The 23,754-nt window shown below is 62.0% G+C and carries 17 protein-coding genes and 2 pseudogenes; 10 read left to right on the forward strand and 9 right to left on the reverse strand.

The window, feature by feature from the left end:
* Positions 1-107 precede the first annotated feature (107 nt).
* The 3 genes from NL528_RS39705 to NL528_RS39715 all read left to right on the forward strand — a co-directional run bounded on the left by NL528_RS39705 (position 108) and on the right by NL528_RS39715 (position 3,770).
* Positions 108-758, forward strand: a complete 651-nt coding sequence (locus NL528_RS39705) for a GntR family transcriptional regulator (RefSeq protein WP_309179776.1) — start codon at positions 108-110, stop codon at positions 756-758.
* Positions 755-2,284: an aldehyde dehydrogenase gene (locus NL528_RS39710; RefSeq protein ID WP_309179777.1), complete on the forward strand. Its 1,530-nt coding sequence runs from the start codon at positions 755-757 to the stop codon at positions 2,282-2,284. Before NL528_RS39705 ends, NL528_RS39710 begins: the two co-directional genes overlap by 4 nt.
* 139 nt (positions 2,285-2,423) lie before the next feature.
* On the forward strand, positions 2,424-3,770 hold the full coding sequence (locus tag NL528_RS39715) for an MFS transporter (protein ID WP_309179778.1): 1,347 nt from the start codon (positions 2,424-2,426) through the stop codon (positions 3,768-3,770).
* Positions 3,771-3,865: 95 nt separating this feature from the next.
* Here the strand turns inward: NL528_RS39715 and NL528_RS39720 are convergent, their stop codons facing one another.
* A complete protein-coding gene (locus NL528_RS39720) occupies positions 3,866-4,516 on the reverse strand; it encodes a 3-oxoacid CoA-transferase subunit B (protein WP_309179779.1) in 651 nt (216 codons plus the stop codon).
* A gap of 24 nt (positions 4,517-4,540) precedes the next feature.
* A complete protein-coding gene (locus NL528_RS39725) occupies positions 4,541-5,248 on the reverse strand; it encodes a CoA transferase subunit A (RefSeq protein WP_074273259.1) in 708 nt (235 codons plus the stop codon).
* A gap of 262 nt (positions 5,249-5,510) precedes the next feature.
* Between NL528_RS39725 and NL528_RS39730 the strand changes: the two genes are divergently transcribed.
* Both NL528_RS39730 and NL528_RS39735 read left to right on the forward strand, forming a co-directional pair.
* Positions 5,511-7,475, forward strand: a complete 1,965-nt coding sequence (locus tag NL528_RS39730; protein WP_309185193.1) for an AsmA family protein — start codon at positions 5,511-5,513, stop codon at positions 7,473-7,475.
* A 196-nt stretch (positions 7,476-7,671) separates the two neighbouring features.
* On the forward strand, positions 7,672-8,844 hold the full coding sequence (locus tag NL528_RS39735; protein WP_309179780.1) for a Gfo/Idh/MocA family oxidoreductase: 1,173 nt from the start codon (positions 7,672-7,674) through the stop codon (positions 8,842-8,844).
* Positions 8,845-9,043: 199 nt separating this feature from the next.
* Here the strand turns inward: NL528_RS39735 and NL528_RS39740 are convergent, their stop codons facing one another.
* Complete coding sequence (locus NL528_RS39740) at positions 9,044-10,354, reverse strand: ABC transporter substrate-binding protein (RefSeq protein ID WP_309179781.1); 1,311 nt, start codon at positions 10,352-10,354, stop codon at positions 9,044-9,046.
* A 435-nt stretch (positions 10,355-10,789) separates the two neighbouring features.
* On the opposite strand from NL528_RS39740, the gene NL528_RS39745 reads away from it, so the two are divergent.
* Positions 10,790-12,382: an NAD-dependent malic enzyme gene (locus NL528_RS39745; RefSeq protein ID WP_309185195.1), complete on the forward strand. Its 1,593-nt coding sequence runs from the start codon at positions 10,790-10,792 to the stop codon at positions 12,380-12,382.
* 183 nt (positions 12,383-12,565) lie between these two features.
* On the opposite strand, the gene NL528_RS39750 is transcribed toward NL528_RS39745, so the two are convergent.
* A complete protein-coding gene (locus tag NL528_RS39750; RefSeq protein WP_143205169.1) occupies positions 12,566-12,817 on the reverse strand; it encodes a hypothetical protein in 252 nt (83 codons plus the stop codon).
* Between the two features lie 335 nt (positions 12,818-13,152).
* Here NL528_RS39750 and NL528_RS39755 point away from each other — a divergent pair, with 335 nt between their 5' ends.
* The 4 genes and pseudogenes from NL528_RS39755 (at position 13,153) to NL528_RS39770 (ending at position 17,271) form a co-directional block, all read left to right on the forward strand.
* Entirely contained in the window at positions 13,153-14,019 is an 867-nt protein-coding gene (locus NL528_RS39755; protein WP_309179782.1) for an outer membrane beta-barrel protein, read from the forward strand.
* Between the two features lie 585 nt (positions 14,020-14,604).
* Positions 14,605-15,362, forward strand: a pseudogene (locus NL528_RS39760) (IS5 family transposase).
* A 180-nt stretch (positions 15,363-15,542) separates the two neighbouring features.
* Positions 15,543-15,752: pseudogene (locus tag NL528_RS39765) on the forward strand (sulfurtransferase); the annotation flags it as partial.
* 136 nt (positions 15,753-15,888) lie between these two features.
* Positions 15,889-17,271: an FAD-binding oxidoreductase gene (locus NL528_RS39770; RefSeq protein WP_309179783.1), complete on the forward strand. Its 1,383-nt coding sequence runs from the start codon at positions 15,889-15,891 to the stop codon at positions 17,269-17,271.
* 247 nt (positions 17,272-17,518) lie between these two features.
* Here NL528_RS39770 and NL528_RS39775 read toward each other — a convergent pair whose 3' ends face one another.
* From NL528_RS39775 to NL528_RS39795, 5 genes are all read right to left on the reverse strand, one after another.
* Positions 17,519-18,736 carry an acyl-CoA dehydrogenase family protein gene (locus tag NL528_RS39775; RefSeq protein WP_309179784.1) on the reverse strand — a complete coding sequence of 406 codons (1,218 nt, stop codon included), beginning with the start codon at positions 18,734-18,736 and terminating at the stop codon, positions 17,519-17,521.
* Positions 18,737-18,916: 180 nt separating this feature from the next.
* The gene (gene phaZ / locus NL528_RS39780; RefSeq protein WP_309179785.1) at positions 18,917-19,870 is read right to left on the reverse strand and encodes a poly(3-hydroxyalkanoate) depolymerase; all 954 of its coding nucleotides are present in this window, start codon (positions 19,868-19,870) and stop codon (positions 18,917-18,919) included.
* Positions 19,863-21,566, reverse strand: coding sequence for an alpha/beta fold hydrolase (locus tag NL528_RS39785; RefSeq protein ID WP_309179786.1), 1,704 nt, complete (start codon positions 21,564-21,566; stop codon positions 19,863-19,865). Before NL528_RS39785 ends, phaZ begins: the two co-directional genes overlap by 8 nt.
* Complete coding sequence (locus NL528_RS39790; RefSeq protein ID WP_309179787.1) at positions 21,563-22,039, reverse strand: MaoC family dehydratase; 477 nt, start codon at positions 22,037-22,039, stop codon at positions 21,563-21,565. Before NL528_RS39790 ends, NL528_RS39785 begins: the two co-directional genes overlap by 4 nt.
* 38 nt (positions 22,040-22,077) lie before the next feature.
* Positions 22,078-23,730, reverse strand: coding sequence for a fatty acid--CoA ligase (locus tag NL528_RS39795; RefSeq protein WP_309179788.1), 1,653 nt, complete (start codon positions 23,728-23,730; stop codon positions 22,078-22,080).
* Positions 23,731-23,754 lie beyond the last annotated feature (24 nt).

Here is a 23,754-nt window from a genome sequence, read left to right on the forward strand (position 1 = left end):
CGCCGATCCGCCGATTGATAGATCAAAACACGCGGAATTCAAGTCTTTAGGTCTTGACGTGATATTTCACGATTGCGAGATTATGGTCGACTGTGGAAGGAATTTCGATGCTTTTACGAGATAATGTCTATGAGAGCCTGCGCTCTGATATTCTGACATGTCACTTCGCGCCGGGCGATGATATGCGCGAGCAGGATCTCGCCGAGCGCTATGCCGTGAGCCGCCAACCGGTGCGCGAGGCGCTGCTGCGGCTCGCGCGCGAGCATCTCGTCACCGTGCAGCCGCGCCAGGGTTACCGCGTCAATCCGATCTCGCTCGCGGACGCGCGCGACCTGTTGCGATTCCGCCTCGCGCTGGAGCCCGCCTGCGTGGCGGAGGCGATTGAGAACGCCACCGACGCCGTGCTGAAGTCGCTGAACGAATTCCGCCGCTTTTCGGGCAACTACGAGGATTTCATCGCCTATAACCGCGCGTTTCACTCCGCGCTGGCGCATGCTTCCGGCAATCGCCGCATGGCCGCGGCGTTGTGCGACCAGATCGGACAGGCCGACCGGCTGGTGCGCGTCAGCGTCGCCAATCTCAGGGGCCACGACCCCTTAAAACTGGTCGGCGAGCACGTAGCCCTGATCGAGGCGATGCAGCGGCGCGACGGCCGCGGCGCCGGCCGCATCATCAAGGCCCACATCGCGCAGACCGAAAAACGCGTGCTGCCGGCGCTGAAGCGCAACGCCGTCATCGTCGAAGGGAGAGACGCATGAACATTCCTTCGAAACAGGCGTCCATCGACGTCGAAATCCACGGCAATTTCGTCGACGGCCGCGAGATCGAGGCCGGTAACGGCGAAATGCTCGACGTCCGCAATCCCGCCACCGGCGACGTGATCGCGCGGATCCCGAATTCGACCAGGGAAGACATCGACCGCGCCATGAAGAGCGCCCGCTTAGCCTTCGAAGGCAAGGCGTGGGGCGGCATGGATACACGCGCGCGGGCGCGGCTGGTCAATCGGCTCGCGGATGCGTTTGAAGCCAATCTCGACACGCTGTATCGGCTGGAGACGCTGAACAACGGCCGTCCCGTCAACGAGACCCGCGCGCAATTGTCGCGGCTGCCGGATTTCTTCCGCTACTTTGCAGGACTGGCGCTGGCGCGTCGTGACTCCGTGATCCCCGTCGAAGGCGCCTATTTGAACTACACCCTGCGCACCCCGATCGGCATCGTCGCCAACTGCACGCCGTTCAACCATCCCTTGATGATCCTGTGCAAGTCGCTGGCCGCGGTGCTGGCGAGCGGATGCGTTACCGTGGTCAAGCCGTCAGAATACACGCCGCTGACGACGCTAAAACTGGCGCAGATTTTCACCGAGGCCGGTCTGCCGCCCGGCGTGTTCAACATCGTGCTGGGCCTCGGCCAGAGCGCCGGCAAGATGCTGGCCGAACATCCCGATCTCAACAAGCTGGTGCTGACCGGCGGCACCGAGGCCGGCCGAATTGCTGGCGGCGCCGCGGCAAAAGTGTTCGCGCACCAGACCATGGAGCTCGGCGGCAAGACTCCCGTGATGGTGTTCGACGATTTCGACGTCGACCGCGCCGTCAATTATGCCGCGTTCGGCGCCTTCATTGGTGCGGGCCAGACCTGCGTCTGCGCCTCCCGGCACATCGTGCAGGCCTCGATCTATGACGAGTTCGTCGAAAAGCTGAGGGCGAAGACCGAGACCATCCGGATCGGCGATCCCTTCGATCCTGCAACCCAACTCGGGCCGGTGATTTCGGCGCGGCAGCGCGATCGCGTGCTGACCTATTCGCGGTTCGGCCATGAAGACGGCGCGCGCCTCGTCACCGGCGGTGTCGCCGCAAAGGTGCCCGGCCACGACAATGGCTATTTCGTCGAGCCCACCGTGTTTGCCGACGTCAAATCCGACATGCGCATTTTTCAGGAGGAAGTGTTCGGCCCCTTCACTTCGGTGACGCCGTTCAAGGACGAGCAAGACGCATTGCGGCTCGCCAATGATTCCCCGTTTGGCCTCGCGGCCGCGATCCGCACCCGCGACGTCGGCCGCGCCCATCGGGTGGCGTCCGCCGTCAAGGCCGGCATCGTCTGGGTCAACGACCATCACCGCCTCGATCCGGCCTCGCCCTGGGGCGGCGTCGATGATTCCGGCATCGGCCGCGAATGCGGCACCGAAAGCTTTGACGACCATTTCAACACCAAGAGCGTGATGGTCGCGACCGGCGACCAGCCGTTCGACTGGTATCGCGACACGGCGAACCAACGACGATTGAATTAGCGCATGATCCCGAAAAGTGGGTACCGGTTTTCGAAAAAGATCATGCGCCACCAATAAAGCAAACAACCGACGGCAACTCCGCGTCCAGAGAAGACCGGGGGCCGATCGGCCAACAAGGCGACAAAGGGGGAAACTTGATATGGCTCACGCAGTAAACGCCGGCGCACGACTCGATCGGCTCCCGGTCTCATCGTTTCACTACCGGATCTTCTGGCTGGTCGGGGCCGGCATGTTTTTCGACGGATACGATCTCTATATCGCCGGCGGCGTGCTGGCGTCGGCGGTGCAATCCAAATTCTCGACCGTGCCGCAAAATCTGCAATTCATTTCACTGACCTTTGTCGGCATGACACTGGGCGCCCTGATCACCGGATTTGTCGGCGACAAACTGGGGCGGCGGTTCACCTATCAGATTAATCTCTTGATCTTCGGGCTGGCGTCGCTGGCCGCCGCCTTCTCGCAGGATATGAATCAGCTGATCGCCTGCCGCTTCATTCAGGGCCTGGGCCTCGGTGCCGAAATCGTCGTCGGCTATTCGACGCTGACCGAATTCGTGCCGCCGAAGACGCGCGGGCGCTGGCTGTCGATGATGGCGTTCCTGACGGTGACCGGCTTCCCGGTGACCGCCCTGCTTGGCTATCTGATCATTCCGGCCTTTGGCTGGCGCCCGATGTTCATTATTGCCGGCGTCGGCTCGCTGATCGTCTGGTATCTGCGCAAAAATCTTCCGGAATCGCCGCGCTGGCTTGAATCGCAGGGCCGCACCGAGGAAGCCGAAGCCTTGATGCAGTCGATCGAAAAGGAATCCGCAGGCGGCGGGACGCTGCCGCCGCTGGTGGTGCCGACGCCTGTCGCGCAGGTCGCCGCCTTCGACATGCTGAAGCCCCCACTTTTGCAACGCATGATCGTGGGCTCCTGGGTGCTGATTACCATCAATACATTGATCTTCGGCTTCGTGATCTTCCTGCCGCAGTTCTTCCTGCGCCAGGGCCTGACCATCGCCAATTCGCTGGCCTATACGCTGGTGTTGTCGGCTGCATCACTGGTCGGCTGCGCGCTCGGCGCCTATTTGTCCGACGCCATCGGACGACGCTGGAGCATCATCGGCGCGTCGATCGTGACCATCATCACCGGCTACATCTATGCCCGCTTCAACGCCGCGTCCGATCCGGAGGTCGTGTTGAGTGTCGGCTTCGTGCTGATCGTCGCGATCTATGTGCAGACCGCGCTCCTGTTCGGCGTTTATACGACAGAGCTGTTCCCGACCGAGATTAGGTTGCGTGCCAATGGCATCTGCAACACGCTCGGACGCGGCGCCACCGTGGTCTCGCCCTTCATCGTCGGCGCCTTGATGGCGTCCTACCAGCTGCCGGGCGTGGTCTGGCTGATGATCGGCCTGGTGATCGTTCAGATCGTGGTGGTGTGGGCCTGGGGCGTCGAGCCGCGCAATCGCGGGCTGGAGGAAGTCGCGACGGCTAGGGCGTGATGGTGTACCCGTCATTCCGGGGCGATGCGCAGCATCGAACCCGGAATCTCGAGATTCCGGGTCTGGTCCTTCGGACCATCCCGGAATGACGCCAGTTAAGCGTTCTTCAGCGCGACCCGGAATTCGGCTTCGGTCTTGGACTTCACCTCGTCGAGCGTGACGCCGTCGGCGAGTTCGATTAGCGCCATGCCGTCCTTGCCGTGCTTGTCGATGGTGAATACCGCGAGATCCGTCACCACCATGTCGACGACCTTTTCGCCGGTCAGCGGCAGATTGCACTTCTTTAAAAGCTTCGGACCGTCCTTGGCGGAATGCTCCATGACCACGACGACGCGCTTGACGCCGGCGACGAGGTCCATCGCGCCGCCCATGCCCTTGACCATCTTGCCCGGGATCATCCAGTTGGCGAGGTCGCCGTTCTCGGCCACCTGCATCGCGCCCAGGATCGAGAGATCGATATGCCCGCCGCGCACCATGCCGAAGGATTCGGCGCTCGAGAAATAGCTGGTCGACGGCAATTCGCTCACCGTCTGCTTGCCGGCATTGATGAGGTCGGCGTCTTCCTCGCCCTCGTACGGGAACGGTCCCATGCCGAGCATGCCGTTCTCGCTCTGCAAGTTCACGTCGATACCGTCGGGGATGTAGTTCGAGACCAGCGTCGGAATGCCGATGCCGAGATTGACGTAATAGCCGTCGCGCAACTCTTTGGCGGCGCGCGCAGCCATCTGTTCACGGGTCCAGGCCATGGGGCTCTCCTGCTCTGAGTTGATTTAAGCGGCTGGGCGCGGGCGGGTGTTGCGGAATTCGATCCGCTTCTTGCCGACACCGACCTCGACGATGCGATTGACGAAAATGCCGGGCGTATGGATATGATCGGGGTCGATCTCCCCGGCCGGCACCAGATGCTCGACCTCGGCGACGGTGATCTTGGCGGCGGTCGCCATCATCGGGTTAAAATTCCGCGCGGTCTTGCGGTAGACGAGGTTGCCGGCGGTATCGCCCTTCCAGGCGTGCACGATGGCGAGGTCGGCGAACAGGCCGCGCTCCATGATGTACTTCTCGCCGTCGAATTCCTTCACCTCTTTGCCCTCGGCGATCAGCGTGCCGACGCCGGTCTTGGTGAAGAACGCCGGAATGCCGGCGCCGCCGGCGCGGATGCGCTCGGCCAGCGTGCCCTGCGGGTTGAATTCGAGTTCCAGTTCGCCGGCGAGATATTGCTGCGCGAACAACTTGTTCTCGCCGACATAGGACGAGATCATCTTCTTGATCTGCCGCGTCTCCAGGAGCCGGCTCAGCCCGATACCGTCGACCCCAGCATTGTTGGAGATGACCGTCAGACCCTTGACGCCGGAATCGCGGATCGCGTCCGACAAGGTCTCGGCAATGCCGCACAGGCCGAAGCCGCCCGACATGATCATCATGCCGTCCTTGAGAATGCCGTCGAGTGCCGATTTGGCGTCGGGATAGACCTTGTTCATGAAAATAGGACCTGATGGAGGGAGGCGCTTGCGGCCAGTATTAACAGGGATTATTAGGCGAAATCTTCGCAATGCGTCAATGACGGGGCATTGGGACCATCGGACCCGGCCGGCAACCTCAGGATGGCCTTGAAAGCGTCAAGAAAACCCTTCAAGTTGCGTGGGTTGACACGGGCTTTCGGATGCGCTGCCCGCTTTTTCAACACCGATCCGACAACCTCAAGCCGACATCCATGAACCAGACTTGGATATGTCATTGACGATGGCCCAAGGAATGAAGCGGCTGGGAATGCCGATTGCGGCGCTCCTCGGCCTGGCGCTGGTCGGCCTGATCGGGACCTCCTGGTTCCTCAACCGGGACGCGCTGCGCGAGGCGGTCGAGGCGCAGATCCGCGCCGTCACCGGGCTCGACCTGATGATCACGGGCGCGATCGACGTCTCGGTATTTCCCGGCAGCTATGTCTCGTTTCATGACGTCGGGCTGAAGGGCGGCGGCACCACCGCCCCCGCGCTGCAGGTCGACGTGCTGACCGCCAATTTGCGCTTGCTGCCGCTGTTGCTGCGGCGGTTCGAGATCGCCGACGTCATGATGCTGCGCCCGCATATCCGCGTCGTCAGGGACGGCAATGGCGAGAGCAACTGGACCCCGTTCGTCGAGACCATCGCGCGTACCATGAAGCCCGGCGCCGAGAATCAGGTGTCGTTTTCGGAAATCAGGATCCAGGACGGCGTGCTCGATTACGAGGACTCGACCAACCACGTCTCCGAGCAGCTCGGCGATATCGACCTGTCGCTGGCCTGGCCGTCGATCTCGCGCTCGTTTGCCGCGACCGGGCAGTTCGACTGGCGCGGCGAGCGCGTCGACGGCTCGATCTCAGCCGGCGATTTCGTCGCGATGCTGTCGGGCGATCGTTCCGGGCTGAAGGCGCGGCTGGCGAGCGCGCCGCTGAAACTTGCCTTCGACGGCACGGTCGCCAACCGCACCAGCCTGATGATGGAGGGCACCGCCACCATCGACAGCCTGTCGCTGCGCAACGCGCTGCGCTGGATGGGACAGGCCGCACCGGCCGGCGGCGGCTTCGGCCGCTTCGCGCTGAAGGCCCGCGCTAACGTCGTCGGCGGCTCGGTCGCGCTGACCAATGTCAATGTCGAGCTCGACGGCAATGTCGCCGAGGGCGTGATGACCTTCGTCAATAACGGCCGCCAGACGCTGCAGGCGACGCTGGCCGCCGGCAACCTCGATTTCACGCCCTACATTTCCACCTTCCGCCTGCTCGCCAGCGGCGCGCACGACTGGAACCGGCAGCTGTTCGATCTCAACTCGCTGTCCACCACCGACCTCGACATGAGGCTGTCGGCGGCGCGGGTGACGGTCGGACCGACCAGACTCGGCCGCACCGCGTTCGGCGCCAATCTGCGCGGCGGCGCGCTGGCGCTCTCGGTCGGCGAAGCGCAGATGTATGGCGGCATCGCCAATGGCTCGTTCGGGGTCGCACGCTCGGATGCGGTCGCCGACGTCAAGGCCCAGTTCCAGTTCACCGACGTCGACCTGCAGGCCTGCGCATCCGAATTGTTCGGCATCAACAAGCTTTCCGGCCGCGGCAATCTCAGCGTTTCGCTGGTGGCCTCGGGCTCCAGCCCGTTCGGCCTCGCCTCTTCGCTCGACGGCACCGCTACGCTGACCGGTCATGACGGCGCGATCGCGGGCTTCAATGTCGAGCAATTGCTGAAACGGCTGGAGCGCCGGCCTTTGTCCGGCGGCGGTAATTTCCGCAACGGTTCAACGCCCTACGACAACCTCAACGTCTCGGTGAAATTCGCCGACGGGATTGCGACCGCCGAAGACGTCCGCGTCGAGGGCGCCGCCGCGCGCATCACCCTGACCGGCACCGCCTCGGTGCCGTCGCGCGAATATGATCTCAAGGGCGTCGCCAGCCTGACCGCGGCATCGACCGGCAACGACAAAGGCTTCGATCTGCCGTTCGTGGTGCAGGGCCCGTGGGACGATCCGCTGGTGTTTCCGGATCCGGATATCCTGATCCGCCGCTCGCCGGGTGCGGCGCAATTACTCGAATCGGTGAAGGATCGCAAGACCCGCGACGCCGTGCGCTCGGTGATCGAGCGCTTTACCGGCGGCAGCGCACGGCCGGCGGCGCCGGACGCCGCGGTATCAGCGCCCGCGCCCGCAAGCGCGCCGGCGGCGGCTGAAAACGCGAAGCCGAACTGACGCCCCTTCGGGCGCCCACAGAGATCACCTCCCTGTCGACTGCCGCGCGCCACCCGGCATGATGCCGGCTTATTGTAGCGCAAGGCGGACTGCTGTTGGATAGTCGCCAAGACCAACCGAGAAATCCGCTCACCGGCAGCTTCGATTGCCGCGTATGCGCGCTCTCGGCCAACGACAATGGGGAGGCTTCCGAAAAATGGCGAAAAAAATAAGGGTCGGTCTGGCCGGCTGCGGCTTCGTTGCGGAGCTGCACATGCATGCCTACAGGCGCGTCTACGGCGTCGATGTCGAACTCAGGGCGGTCGCGGCGCGGGGCGATCATGTCGTCGATTTTGCCCGCCGGCACCAGATCCCGACCGCGTACCGAAGCTTTGGCGACCTGATCGCCGACAGCGAGATCGATGTCGTCGACATCTGCACCCCGCCTAACCTGCATACCGCGATGATCGTCGACGCCATGCAGTCCGGCAAGCATGTGATCTGCGAAAAGCCGTTCGCCGGCTATTTCGGCCGCGACGGCGACCAGGCGCCGATCGGCAAGCATGTGCCGAAGGCGCTGATGTACGCGCGCGTGCTGGAAGAAATGGAAAGCGTCCGCACCGCCATCGGCAACACCGGCAAGCTGTTCATGTATGCCGAAGACTGGATCTACGCGCCGGCGGTGACCAAGACCGTGGAGATCCTCAAAGCCACCAAGGACAAGATCCTGTTCATGAAGGGCGAAGAGAGCCACTCCGGCTCGCACGCGGCGCATGCCGCGCAATGGGCGATGACCGGCGGCGGCTCGCTGATCCGGATGGGATGTCATCCGCTTTCGGCGGTGCTCTATCTCAAGCAGGTCGAGGCCCGCGCGCGGGGCGAAACCATCAATGTTGCGAGCGTGACCTGCGACGTCGGCAATGTCACCGCGTGCCTGCGGCCGGAGGAACGCGCCGTTCTCAAGGCCAACCCGGTCGACGTCGAGGACTGGGGCACGCTCACCGTCACCTTCTCCGACGGCACCAAGGCGACCGTGTTTTCCGGCGACATGATCCTGGGCGGCGTGCGCAACCTGATCGAGACCCACACCAATAGCGGCGCGCTGTTCGCTAACATCACGCCGAACACGCACATGATGAGTTACCAGACCAGCGAGGAGAAGCTCGCCAGCGTCTACATCACCGAAAAGGTCGACCGCAAGACCGGCTGGCAATACGTCTGCCTCGAGGAAGAATGGACCCGCGGGTACTTGCAGGAAATCCAGGATTTCATGGAATGCGTCGCGACCGGAAGGCAGCCGCTCTCCGACCTCGCGCTGGCGTTCGAGACCATCAAAGTCAACTACGCCGGCTATTGGGCCGCCGAAGAGGGGCGGCGCGTGATGCTGTGAGATGCTGGAGCAGAATGCGCTTGGGTGGAATCATGACGGCGCATTCCGTGGCCTCGTGGTTCGAGACGCGCGGCGTTGCCGCGCTCCTCACCATGAGGGACTAAGACCTCATCCTGAGTGGCAGTGAAGCTATCTCGGACCTCATCCTGAGGAGCGGCGTCTTCGCCGCGTCTCGAAGGATGAAGCCAAATGCCATAGACTACACGGCGTAGATCGAGGATTTCGGCAGCGGGAATACCGGGTCCTGGGTCCTGATATTGGTCGGCCAGACCACCGAGATATGCTCGCCGGCATTTTGCATCACGACCGGCGTCGAGCGCTCGTTCTGGCCGGACATCGGCGTGCCCGGCGGATAGAATTTGACGCCATAGCCCTGGATCGTGCCGCCCGGCGGGATGTCGACGTCCAGCGCTGCCTTGCGGATCGCCTCGGGGTCGAAGCTGCCGTATTTGTCCTTGGCCACCGGCAGCACGTTGTTGAGCAGCACCCAGGTCTGGTTGAAACCCATCGAACAATGCGGCGGAACGTCGGTCGCGCCGGTCTTGGCCTTGTAGCGCTCCAACATGATCTTGGTGAGGTCGCCGATGCCGGGCGCGAGCTTGGCGGGATCGAGAAGTTGCGCCGGCACCGGATCGATGTTGCAGAAATTATCGATGTCGGCGGCGAACGTCGTGCGCAGCTTGTCGAGCTGGCTGTAGCCGGCGCCGGCGCCGAACAGCATCTTGAACTTGAGGCCGCTCTCGCGCGCCTGGCGCAGGAACAGGGTGATGTCGGGGTTGTATCCCGCATGCGAGATCACGTCGGGTTTGGCGCGCTTCAGCTTGGTCACCAGCACCGAGAGGTCGGGCGCCGCCGCCGAATAACCTTCCTTCAGCACGACCTGGAGGCCGGCCTCTTTCGAATAGGCCTCGTCGGCGGCGGCAACGCCAACGCCATAGGGCCCGTCTTCGTGAATGATTGCGATCTTCACGTCCTTGGGCTCCATGCCGAGCTTGCCCTTGGCGTGTTCGCTGAGGAAGCCCGCAAAGGCCTGGCCGTATTGATCGGAGTGAATCTGCGCGCGGAAGACGTATTGCAGGTTCTTGTCCTTGAACACGGCGGTCGCAACCGCGGTCGTGATCCAGAGGATCTTCTTGTGCTGCTCGACCTTGGCCGCGAGCGGGACCGCATGCGAACTCGCATAAACGCCGTTGATGATGTCGACCTTCTCCTGGTTGATCAGGCGTTCGACCTCGTTGATCGCGACGTCGGGCTTGCTCTGGCAGTCGGCGGTGACGGCGGCGATCTTGTGCTTGCCGCCGATGCCGCCCTTCTCATTGACAAGATCGATCGCAATCTGCGTTCCGATCGAGGAGGCAACCGACCCGCCGGCGGCGAACGGACCGGTCAGGTCGTAGACCACGCCGATGCGCACCGTTTCGGATTCCGCCCGCGCGCGCGTCCAATCGAGGCTCACGACGGCAGCCGCCGCCGCCGAAGTCTTGAGCAGCGTTCTGCGTGAAGTCGGCATTGTATATCCTCCCCGCTGTACCGTCGTTTTCTGACTGGCCGTTGTTTCTGACTGGCCGTTGTTATTTTGGCCCAAGTATTTTGAGAATGTGCCCCAAAGTCAACACGCGCGGTCTCATCACAACGGCGTGTCGAGCGCGTTTGCCCGGTCTGTTGCGGCGCAAACCGAACTTCGCCGCGGACATTGGTCACGGTGAAATTCAACGGCGGCATCGCGACCGCCGAAGCCGCCGCGAAAAAGAGTTGGCTGCTTAAATGAGCAAGAGTACCAATGGTGCCGGCGCACGATGAGGTCATTCGCCAGCTTGATCCCGATCGGACGCCATCCGCCCTAACCGGCGGATCCCAAAAGATAATAAACTGCCAGTGAGGAGACCTCATGAACGTGCCAGCCCGGGCGATGCCCAGTTCGCCAACTTCCGATTCACCTCGCGGCATGGCGCTTCTGCGCGATCCGCTGCTTAACAAGGGGACGGCTTTTACGGAAGCGGAGCGGGATGCGCTTGGATTACGCGGGCTGCTGCCCGCGCACGTGCTCTCGATGGACGATCAAGTCGACCGTGTGATGACCAACCTGCGTGCCCTCCCCAGCGATCTCGAAAAGTACATCGCGCTCAACGCGCTGCACGATCGCAACGAGGCGCTGTTCTTCCGCGTCGTTTGCGAAAACATCGATGAAGTCCAGCCGCTGATCTACACCCCGACGGTGGGGCTGGCCTGCCAGCGGTTCGGCCTCATCTTCCAGCGGCCGCGGGGCATGTTCATCAGCGCCAACGATCGCGGGCGGATCGCAGAACTCTTCGCCAACTGGCCATATGCGGCGAAGCTCATCGTCGTCACCGACGGCGAGCGTATCCTCGGCCTCGGCGACCTCGGCGCACACGGCATGGGCATTCCGGTCGGCAAGCTCTCGCTCTATTCGGCCTGCGCCGGCGTTCACCCGGAACACTGCCTGCCGGTGATGCTGGATGTCGGCACCAACAACGAGGAGTTTCTGAACGACCCCTATTATATCGGCCTGCGGCAGAAACGCCTGAGCGGCGCGGCTTACGACGAGTTCGTCGACGAATTCGTCACCGCGGCGCGCGCGGCTTTCCCCGGCGTGCTGATCCAGTTCGAGGATTTCGCCAATCACTCGGCGTTCCGGCTGCTGCACAAATATCGCGACAAGATAAATGTCTTCAACGACGACATTCAGGGAACGGCCGCGGTGGCGCTCGCGGGCCTGTTCTCGGCGCTGCGCGTGAGCGGCGGAAAGCTTGCCGACCAGAGGGTGCTGTTCCTTGGCGCCGGCGAGGCTGCGACCGGCATCGCCGACCTCGTGGTCTCCGCCATGATGGCCGAAGGCGTATCCGAAGCCGAGGCGCTTGGGCGCACCTGGCTCGTGGACTCGCGCGGCCTGGTCGTGAAGAACCGGGCGGGCCTCACCGAGCACAAGCTGCGCTACGCGCATGACCATGCGCCGGTCGGCGATTTCCTGACCGCGATCCGGACGCTCAAGCCCACCGCGATCATCGGCGTTGCCGCCGTCGGCGGCGCCTTCACGCCCGAGGTGTTGCAGACCATGGCCGAAATCAACGAGCGGCCGATCGTGTTTGCGCTATCCAATCCGACCTCGAAGGCGGAATGCTCGGCCGAGGAGGCGTACCGCCACACCGGCGGGCGCGCGCTGTTCGCGTGCGGCAGCCCGTACGATCCGGTGCAGCTCGACGGCAAGACATTCGTGCCGCGCCAGGGCAACAATTCCTACATCTTCCCCGGCGTCGGTCTCGGTGCGATCGCGTGCGGATCACGGCTGGTGACCGACGAGATGTTCATGGCCGCCGCGCACACGCTGGCCTATCTCGTCAACCCCGACGACATCGAGCAGGGCAGCCTCTATCCGGCGCTGCCGCGCATCCGCGACGTCTCGGCACACATCGCGATGGCGGTTGCCGAGGTCGCCTACAGGCGCGGCCTTGCGACCGTGCCAAAGCCGAACGACATGATGGCGTTCATCGAGTCGCAAATGTACGACCCGTACTATTGAGCGCGGAAGGGGGATTCAGCGTGCGGCGTGTAGAGCGGATCTCCGCTTTGCGCCGATTTTGTTGCAAAAGTCGAAAATCGAATGACGCAGAAAATCTCGCGAAAGTTGATTCTTTGACTTTTCTTTGCTGCGCGGCGCTCATGGCCGCCGCACAGACAGAAGTGGGCCGATTCGTCGGGGCGTTTAGCTTGCAGGCGTGTTTGTTTTCTCTGAAAGCCATTTTTCTATTTCAGACGGCCTGACAATTCTTTTTGGCGAGACCGGATTTAGCGTTCCCGCACTGACCTCGGAGCCTGCCGCAATTTTGGCTGCGGCAAACTGCTTGGCCTCAGATTCGCTGGCAAAGGTCTCCGAGCGACGAGAGTAGTGTCCGGTTTTTTGATGATCCGGAAGGTAGATTGAGACGTACCATATATTCCGGATTTTCTTGATCACGACGGGCTAGCAGCCTTTGCCGACATTACGGTGGTTTTGTCGCGATGGTTCGGCTACCGGTTCATTTAGAGATGTCAGGGCCGCCACGGCGGCGTTGGGTTGCCTCTTTTCCCGACCACGGAAGAATCCTAAAGAGTTGTAGAAATGACACAACTAAACCTGCGAGTTTCCCTTACAAATTTGTATCGACAAATCTGACTTCAACGATTCAATTCAGGGCTGGGTTGCGAAAAATTCAATCGCATTTGCCGTCGCTGCCATGTGCTCCGGCGGCAATTGCACCGTTTGGGTGTTTGCGACCTGATCCTCCCGTATAAGGCTAGGGTGTTTGGTTCATGAGAAAATTCCTTCTTGGCAGCATTGTATTTTTGGGAATGCTCACCGGCCCAGCAATGGCGGCCGACTTGCCGGTCAAGGCGCCGGCCTACGAGACACCGGTAGCCGCGCCGATCTACAACTGGACGGGCTTTTATGTCGGCGTGAACGGCGGCGGAGGCTGGGGACGTTCCAGGTCAGATATCATTTTCGACCCATTGTCCAGTTCAAGCACGGCCGCGCCTGGCTCAGCATCCCGAGCCATCGACGGAGCGCTGGGAGGCCTCCAGGCCGGATACAACCTGCAGACGAGTTCCTTCCTGTTTGGCCTCGAGACCGACATCCAGGCGACCGGCCAGAACAGTGACGCGCTATCGACCATCACGCAAACTACTCTCGTGGGATGTCTCGTGCCCTGCGTGCCACCGCCGCCGACCGTGACCCACGCGACCTTGGATTACGCGCAGAAGCTGCCATGGTTCGGTACGTTGCGCGGGCGGATCGGTGTTGCGGCGGATCATTGGCTTGTCTATGCGACCGGGGGGCTCGCCTATGGCGAAATAAAGACCGATGCCGTCTTTACCGTGCCAGGGGGAGCCTGTATCGCTCCGTGTACGCCTACGCCCGGCGGATCTGTTGCCGGCAACTTCAGCCAAACCAAGACCGGGTGGGTGGCGGGCGCGGGCGTCGAAGCAGCCCTCGGCGGAGGTTGGACCGGTAAGGTCGAATATCTCCACGTGGACTTCGGTGACATCGACAACACGTTCGCGCGCATCACTATGTTTCCCTTCTTCGGGACCTTGAGGGCGACCAGCCGAGTTACGGATGAAATTGTGCGCGTCGGCGTGAATTATCGTTTCGGTAGCGCAGTGGTCACGAAGTACTAAACGACGACACGCGCGAGGGCGGATTTCTTTGCTGCTTCGCTCCACGTCATCAGGTCCGAAGGCAGGGTTCTTCCGTTGCCTGGGGGAAGCGATGTGATGTCGCTTATGTGAAGGCTTTCGGATGCTGGCCCCATGAAGGTGGCGCCGCGCGCGCGTTGCGCGGATTAGCGTCAGCGCAATTCGCCGCTCTGGTCTAGAAGCCGAGTTGGCGGCTTACGCTGACGCTAATCCGCCCTGCGCACTGAATGTCCGCTTTGCGTAGCGGTCATTCAAAAATCGGCCTCGCCAGATTTTGGCTCTCCGAACCAGGTCAACACACTCGAACACCTCGCTGACACTGAAGGGCGGTCGGTTAATCGCTGCTTAGTTGGCATTCTGGATTGTTTGATCTCTCGGTGCACACTTCGTGCACACGCCAACTTCCAACCGATTGAAAGCACCCTTTCCAAAAGGTGGAGGGTGTTTGTCCATTGCGAGGGATTGGCCCTTTAATCGAAGAGATCTAGAGCCTGTCCTCAATTAGCGGATTCCCAAGAGGTTCCCCAAGTGATTCATGGGAGGTCAACTTGATTCGGAGTTGACTGAATGCGCCGTTACGCCCTTCGCGACGATCAATGGGACAGGATCAAGAATATTTTGCCGGGACGTGAGGGTCACGTCGGCGCTACGGCCAAGGATAATCGGCTGTTTGTAGAAGCAGTTCTCTATCGTTATCGCGCCGGTATGCCCTGGCGGGATCTGCCGGAACGTTTTGGCGACCCGATCAAGATTCATACCCGATTTTCGCGCTGGGCGAAGAGCGCGGTATGGAAGAAGATGTTCGAGATGCTGGCTGCCGACGCGGACAATGAATACGCCATGATCGACAGCACTATCGTACGCGCGCACCAGCACAGTGCCGGCGCCCAAAAAAAGACAGCGAAGACCAGGCGATCGGGCGCAGCAAAGGCGGGTTGAGCACCAAAATCCATGCCATGGTCGATGCACTTGGCAATCCGTTGGCGTTCCTGCTGACCGCAGGGCAAGCCCACGATTTGGAAGGCGCTGACGCGCTGCTGCCTCAGATGCAGGCCGATACCTTGTTGGCGGACAAGGCCTTCGATGCCGATCTACGTGTCATCGAGCCTCTGCTTGCGGCAGGAAAAACGCCGGTGATCCCGCCCAAGAGCAATCGAAAGCTCCAACGCGCCTACGACAAGGAACTGTACAAAGCGCGCCACCTCATGGAAAACCTCTATTGCAAGCTCAAACAGTACCGAGCCATAGCCACCCGCTACGATAAGACCGCCAGAAACTTTCTCGCCGCAGTCCATCTCGCCGCCGCAGTCATTTGGCTCAATTGAGGACAGGCTCTAGCTAGTTCCGAATGCAAGTTTTCGCAAGCCGCTCATGCGAGGTGCGCGCGAGAACGGTTGACAGCGCGCGCGGCAGGCAGTTAATTCAGGCCATGGGGACCCAGCGATCTCCCCACGAGGCGACAAGCCCAAGTATCGCGTCCCGTTCTGTTTTACGAGGGCGCAACCATGTCATCCCACACCTCTATATCCCAAGATAAGCTTTCCCGTTTGATCGGGACGGCGAAGACCCCCGTTTTGATCGACGTCAGGACCGACGAGGATTTTGCCGCGGATCCGCGGCTGATTCCCGGTGCGGTCCGGCGGGGCCATCAAGACGCCCCCAACTGGGGCGGCGAATTCGCCGGCCGTCCGGCCATCGTCGTCTGCATGCGCGGCGACCGATCTGGTCCGGTAACTTGCGGCCCGTCGGGTGACCACAGCGGCAACCACAACTGGCAGGCCGACCTCCCGCACGACTGGAGCACGATGGCCCCGTCGGACAGCCCAACTGGTCCGTGAAAAGGAGAACATCATGCGCGACGAAGCCAAGATCAAATTGCGTGAGAGCCTGCGCGGCCCGGTCATCGAGCGCGGCGCGGCCAATTATGATGAAGCCCGTGCCCTCTATAACGGCATGATCGACAAGCACCCGTTGCTGATCGCCCGCTGTGTCGATGTCGCCGACGTGATCGCGGCGGTGAATTTCGGCCGCGACAACGGCCTCCGCATCGCGATACGCGGCGGCGGTCACAATGGGCCAGGGCTCGCCAGCGTCGATGATGGCCTGGTCATCGACCTGTCGGACATCAAGGGCGTGCGCGTCGACCCGGTTGCTCGCACCGCGCGGGTCGGCGCCGGGTGTACCCAGGGCGACGTCGACCACGCCACCCACGCGTTCGGCCTCGCCGTGCCGGCCGGCATTATCTCGACCACCGGCGTCGCCGGCCTCACCTTGAGCGGCGGCCACGGTTATCTCACTCGCAAATACGGCCTGACCATCGACAATCTGATCGAGGCCGACGTCGTGCTGGCCGATGGCAGCTTCGTCGTCGCCAGCAAGGACAACAACCCCGATCTGTTCTGGGCGCTGCGCGGCGGCGGCGGCAATTTCGGCGTCGTCACCTCCTTTGTGTTCCGGCTGCATCCGGTGAGCACGGTGTTTGCCGGACCGATCGCCTGGGACCAGATGCACGCGCGCACCATCATGCAGCGTTATCGCGATTTCCTGCCGAAAGCACCGGAGGAACTCGGCATTTTCCTCGGGCTCAAGACGGTCCTGTCGAGCGCGCCGTTTCCGCAAGAACTGTGGGGCAAGCGCATCTGCCTGCTGATGTGCTGTTACGACGGCTCCGAGGACAACGGCAAGAAGGCCTTGGCACCGCTAATCGACGCGCTGCCGGCGCCATGGTTCAACTGGATGGGAACGATGCCGTATCCGGCCGTGCAGAGCATGTTCGATGGGCTCTACCCGAAGGGAATGCAGTGGTATTGGCGGGGCGACTTCGTCAAGACTCTTTCGGACGCAGCGATCGATGCCCATCTCGAACAGGCGGCAAAAACGCCGAGCGAATTGTCGCTGATGCATCTCTACCCGATCGACGGCGCCGTCCATCGCGTCGGCAGCGGCGACACCGCCTGGAATTGCCGCGACGCGACCTGGTCGATGGTGATCGCCGGTATCGACCCGAACCCGCAGAAGGCGGGGCCGGTCACACGATGGACAAAAGCCTATTGGGAGGCGGTGCATCCGTTCGACCTCGGCGGCGCCTATCCGAATTTCATGATGGACGATGAGGGCGACGCCCGGCTCAAGGCGACCTACGGGGGAAACTATGCCCGGCTGGCCGCTGTGAAGAGCAAATATGATGCTGCCAACGTGTTCCGGGTCAACCAGAACATCAAGCCGGCCGCCTGACGTAGCGGGCCTCACTTGTCGACCTCTGTGCACTGCCTTCGGCGCAGTACCTCTGCCTCGCGAAATGCCGCCGTTGGTCGTGCCAGCGCGGCGGTTTTCGTTTTGCAACACTCGCTGAGGATGTGCCGTAACGGCGCGATTGCTATTCGCCGGATCGACAGAGCGAGACATCACCGGCGCACCTCGATACGCGGTGACGTCCAAAGAAAAGGGCGGTTCGGTCGGTGGATCGGGCCAATGCCTGGCGTCATACGAAGGCACTCAATCCCGTAATCGACTTGCCGACGATCAGCGTGTTCATCTCCCTTGTGCCCTCATAGGAGTAGATTGCTTCGGCATCGGCCACGAAGCGTCCGATGTGGTTCTCGAGCAGGATGCCGTTGCCGCCGAGCAACTCGCGCGCATAGCCGACGGTTTCTCGGCATTTGACCGTGCAGAACGCTTTCGCGAGCGACGCATGCTCGTCGCGCATCACGCCTTCGTCCTGAAGCTGGGCGAGACGCAGCATCATCGCCTGGGTCGAGGTGACGTTGCCGAGCATCCTCACCAGCAGGTCCTGAACGAGTTGGAAGCCGCCGATAGGCCTTCCGAATTGCGTCCGCTCCGTCGCATAGCGGAGCGCATGCTCGTATGCTCCCATCTGGCAGCCTACGGCGAACCACGCCACGCCAGTGCGCGTCATCCTGAGAACCTTGGCGGTGTCCTTGAACGAGTTGGCGTTCTGCAAGCGGTCGGCCTCGGGAACGCGGCAGTCGCTCAGGGTGATCAACCCGTTCTGCACGACCCGCAATGCCATCTTGGTCTTGATCTTCTCGACCGAGAAGCCGGGATTGTCCTTTCCCACAACAAAGCCCTTGACCTGATTCGAGCCTTCCTCTCGTGCCCAGATCACGTTGATGTCGGCGAACGTGGCATTTCCGATCCATTTCTTCTGGCCATTGAGAATCCAGCTGTCGCCTTCACGGCGGCATGTCGTCATCATTCCACCTGATGTCGCCGACCCCACCAGCGGCTCCGTCAAGCCGAACGAGCCGATCTTGTCGAAGCGCATCATGGGCGGCAGCCAGCGTTGCTTCTGCTGCTCGTCGCCGCACAGATAGATCGATCCGGCCGAAAGGCCCGTGTGCACGCCCCAGAACGTCGCGACCGACGCATCGACACGCGCCAACTCCATCGCGACAAGGCCGTTCAGCAGCCAGCTGCCGCCGGCGGCGCCATATCCCTGATAGCCCACCCCTCCGATACCGACTTCCGCCATCTTCGGGATGATCTCGAAGGGAAATGCATCGCGGCTCCAATAATCCTCGATCACCGGCGCGACGACGCCTTCCGTGAACTCGCGAACATTTTTGAGCAGCGCCCGCTCGCTGTCGTTCAGCACGGCGGCTATCCTGTAGAAGTCGCCTTCGATTGGAGGTGGAGCGTAGTCCGTTTTCCCGATTGATTTTGCCTGCTGAGTCGCCATCGGTTTCTCCCTGCGCTGAGTGGTGAGGCCTGCCTGCGTTTGCTGGCTCCCAGCAAAGCTGGCTTGTCGCTTTGCCGGAGATCCTCCTGGTTCAGGTCGGCTCGTTTCGAGCAAAGCTGGCGCGTAGCCCCTCAAGAGCCTCTTTCATGCGGTTCTCGATATACAACGTCGTGTCTGTCGTCATTTCCTCCCTTCCCGCTGTGTTTGGACATCGCGGCGTCCTCCGAATGACGGAATGAGGTCTCTGACCCAACCAGCCAATCGTGAAAGTGGAGATGATGGATCGACGTGCTTGCTCGCGTCGGCCAGAAATGCCTCGATCAGGGCGGCGGTTTCCACCGGCCGCGTCACGATGAACAGGTGCCCGTCCTCGATCATCCGGAGCTCGGCGTTCGGGATCAGGCCCGCTAGAATGTGACCATTGACCGGAGGGACCAGTGGATCGTCGCGGCCCATCAGAACGAGCGTCGGCTGCGGCAGCGACCACAGCCACGGCAGACTGGTCCAGCCGCTCATCGCGAGAAGCTGATACAGATAGCCCAAGCTTCGCGCACCGTGCATCGCGACCGCGTGCCGGCCGATCAGGGATGGGTCGTCGCGAAAGGCTCCCCCGTAAATATCCGCCGCTATCCTGTTCATGTAGTCCTTGTCGGTGTAGCGGCGCGGCGTAGCCATTTTCCACAACACGGAGGGGCTTGCCGGCACCATCGTGAAACCGGGCGCCGTCGCAGCGAGCACCAACCGCCGGCACAGCTTTGGATATTGATGCGCGAACTGCTGCGCGATTCCGCCGCCCCAGGACACGCCGGCGACGTCGATCTCCGTGTAGCCGAGTTCCGCGACGAGGCCCGCGGCAAGCCGCGCCAGCGTTGATGGGCGATACGGAAGGAGCGGCCTGGGTGAGCCGCCGACGCCGGGCACGTCAAAGATGATTGCCGTCGTGCTCGTGAGTGCTTCCAGGAACGGCTTCGCCAACTCCCAATTGGCGCCGATCCCGTTGAACAGCAACAGCGGCGGCTGCTGGCCGCTGTTGTGCCTGATGGCAACCTGGAGCAACTGCCCCTCGACCGCGATTTGTCGCGCCTCGATCTCCGGCGTCGCGCCTCGGTTCCCTCCTGCAGGATCGTTAGTCAAAGACGTAAGTCCCCGGAGCTGCCGCAAGGACCGGATGGCGTTCGCTACCCAGCGACGCGGCTGCCGCGACCTCTTCGCCCGATCGTGCGTACAGCCAATCGCGCCAGTCGAGCCACCAGCTTCCCTTACGCTTCTCGGCCGAGGCCATGAATGCGTCTGGACCGGATGGATGGACCGTTCCGATCATGAAGGAGGCCTTCGGATTGGTTGGGGGGTTGAGGAGGCTCTGGAGGTGGCCGCTGTTCGAAAGCACGAAGGTGGTCCCCTCGCCCATGATCTGGGCGGTCTTGTGCACACCCTTCCAGGGCGTGATGTGGTCGGTCACGCCGGCGATCACGTAACTGTCGACCCTGGTTCTGCTCATGTCGATCGCCTTGCCGTTCAGCGTGAGCTTTCCGGCGTTGACGAACGGGTTCGTGAAATAGAGATCCAGGTAATCGCCATGCAGGCCGGCTGGAAGTCGGGTTGTGTCGGCATTCCAGTACAGGATATCGAAGGCCGGCGGCTGGTTGCCGAGCAGGTAGTTGTTGACCCAGTAATTCCAGATCAGGTCGTTCGGCCTCATCCAGGCGAACATTCGTGCCAGTTCGTGGCCGTCGACCATGCCGCGCAGCCGGGAGGTTTCCTTGGCCGCGCGCATCGTCTCCGGCGTCATCAGGCAGCCGAACGCGCTCTCGTCGGCGGTGTTCGGATCGAGCAGGCAGACCGCGAGCACCATATTCCTGATCTTCTGTTGCCCCGCGCTTCCAAGCGTCGCGAAATAAGCCGTCGAGGTGATGCCCCCGGAACAGGATCCCATCATCGAGATATCGTCGCTGCCGGTCACGGCCCGCGCGACATCGACAGCTTCGTCAAGCGCTGCGACATAGGTATCGAGGCCCCATTCACGATGCGCCGTTGTCGGATTGCGCCAGCTGATGCAGAACACCTGGATGCCGCTGTCGACCAGGAAGCGCACCATGCTCTTGTCGGGCGACAGATCCAACGCGTAGTATTTGTTGATCTGCGGCGGGGTGATGACCAGCGGCCGCTTTCTCACATTCGGCGTCGTCGGCGAATACTGTATCAACTCCAGCAATTCGTTGCGGAAGACCACGCCACCCTTCGTTGTCGCCAGATTCTCTCCGACCTTGAACGCACTCTGATCGACCATTGACGGCATGCCGCCGTTCCTGGTGAGGTCATCGAGGTAGTTCTTCAACCCCTGCCAGACGCTGCGGCCGCCGGTATCCAGGAAATTGCGCATCGCCGCCGGATTGGTCAGCATTGCATTGGTGGGCGCGACCGCATCGATCAGGATTTCCGTGACCAGGTGTGCCCGCGCCTTGTCGATGTTGCTCAGGCTCGTCTTGTCGACAAAGCCGCTGACTGCATCGCCCCAGGCAAGATAGGCCTTGAGCATCCCGCTGTGCAGCGAACTCTGCTTCCAGGTGGCATCGGAAAATCGTCTGTCGCCCGCCTTCGGCGCACGCTCGGACTTGCCGGCGACGATGGAGCCGAGTTCGCCCAGGAAAGCGAGCCATTGCTCGGTGGCGACCTTCGGCTCGTTGACGATGGCCTTGAACAGGGTGCCGGCGCCGTCGACGAAATCCTGCCCCCGGATGCCAACGAGGGGATTGAGCGCCAGCGTATTTCGGGATGCTTCTTCTGATATCCCCTCCATTGGAGGAGTTTGCTCGCGATTTTCCGCGCTCATTGCCGCGCTCCCGCTGCGGGAAGCAGAAGCGCCAGCGTCTCGGCTACCAAAGCTGGCTTCTCCGATCCCTCTACTTCCAGCGTGTTCTGGGTCTTCATGATCACCTGCCCGCCTTCTCTCGGCTCGAGCCCGGCGAGAACAACGCGCAGCCTGACTCGCGCCCCGGCCGGGACGGGAGCCAGAAAGCGAACCTTGTCGATTCCGTAATTCAGCCCGGCGGCGGCATCAGTCGGGACGACACCGATCTCCATCGCCAGCGGGGCCACCATCGCGAGCGTCAGATAGCCGTGGGCGATGGGACTGCGGAACGGACTTTCCTGCTTCGACCTCTCGACGTCCACATGAATCCATTGATGGTCGCCGGTGCAGGACGCAAACGCGTCGATACGCGCCTGGTCGATTTTGACCCAACTGGAAACGCCGAGTTCATGCCCAACTTTTTGGCCCAAACCGGCAAGGGTGAGGCTGCTCATGCTTTCCTCCTCAATCATTCGCGGCTGCATTCGGACAGCTACATCTTCTCGTACCGCTTGCGCAGCTCCATTTTGTTGATCTTGCCGACGCTCGTCTTGGGAATGCTGTCGATGAACAGTATCTTCTCCGGAATGCCGTATTTCGAGATGACGCCTTTGTCGGCGAACACTTTGAGATGGTCTTTGATAACCGCGGCGCTGACGCCATTCGCATCGGACGCCCGCTTGACCACGAGCGCGAGCGGCCGCTCACCCCATTTGTCGTCCTTGACGCCGATGACGGCCGCCTCCGCGACGCCCGCGCATTGCGAGATCAGGTCCTCGATCTGCAACGACGAGACCCACTCGCCGCCGGTCTTGATCACGTCCTTGATCCGGTCGGTGATGTGCACATAGCCGTTCGCGTCGATCACGGCGATATCGCTGGTGTGCAGGTAGCCCCCGGCCCAGAGTTGCTCTGAGCCCTCGGGATTGTTGAAATAACCCTGGGTGAGCCAGGGCGCCCGCAGCACGATCTCGCCGGCGGACTTGCCGTCATGCGGCACATTCTTCATGTCGGAATCGACGATGCGCAGATCCACCAGCGGCCCGGCGATCCCGGCCTTGGCGCGGAACTCGACTTCCCCATCCGGATCGCCGGTCAAGTCCTTCGATCGGACGTGGGACACCGCGGCAAGCGGGCCGGTCTCCGACATCCCATAGCCCGCGAAGATGTCGATGCCCGCAGCCAGCGCCCGCTTGGCCAGCGCCTTCGGCAAGGCCGAACCGCCGATCACCATCTTGAGGCCGCTCAGATCGACATTCGCCGCAGCGGCCGCGTCGAGCAGCATCTGCAGGATAGTCGGCACGCCATGGGTGAAGGTGACACCTTCATTCTTGATCAGCTTGACCAGCATCGCCGGCTCGTAGCGTCCGGGATAGACCTGCTTGGCGCCGGCAAGTGTCGCGGACCAGGGAAAACCCCAGGCATGGACGTGAAACATTGGCGTAATCGGCATGTAGACGTCGTCACGTGAGAAGCGGCCCTGCGAGCCCGACATCCCGAACAGCGCCAATCCGCAGATCGAGTGCAACACGAGTTGCCGGTGGCTGTAATAGACGCCCTTGGGCAGTCCGGTCGTGCCGGTTGTGTAAAAAGTGGTCGCCTGGGTGTTCTCGTCGAAATCAGGAAAGTCGTAGTCAGGCGCAGCCGCAGCAAGCAGGCTCTCATATTCGCCGACGAAGGACAGACTGCCAGTCTGCGGGGCGGGTCGGTCCGACATCACGATCAGCCGTTTGACCTTCGGCAATTGGGCCTTCAGCCCCTCCACCAATTCGACGAACTCATCGTTGACGAGAAGCGTCGAGGCGCCGGCGTGGTCGATCGTGTAGGCGATCTGTTCGGGTGACAGGCGGACATTCACCGTCTGCAACACGGCGCCCATCATCGGGATCGCGAAGAAAGCTTCGAGAAACCGGTGGCTGTCCCAGTCGAGGACGCCCACGGTGTCACCGGGCACAACCCCCGCTTTGCTCAGCGCCGACGCGAGACGGCTTATCCGCTCCCTGATCTGGAGATAGGTGAAGCGCCTCAGATCGCGGTAAACGACCTCCTGATCCGGCGCTTGCACGCTCGGCGTGTGCCACAATTGCTTGAAAATCAAAGGATATTGATAAGCAGATTTGGTGACCTGGATCAGCCTTCCCACCATGGCGGCCTCCCTCGAATTGTCTTC

The organism is Bradyrhizobium sp. Ash2021, assembly GCF_031202265.1.
In the GTDB taxonomy this organism is placed as follows: domain Bacteria; phylum Pseudomonadota; class Alphaproteobacteria; order Rhizobiales; family Xanthobacteraceae; genus Bradyrhizobium.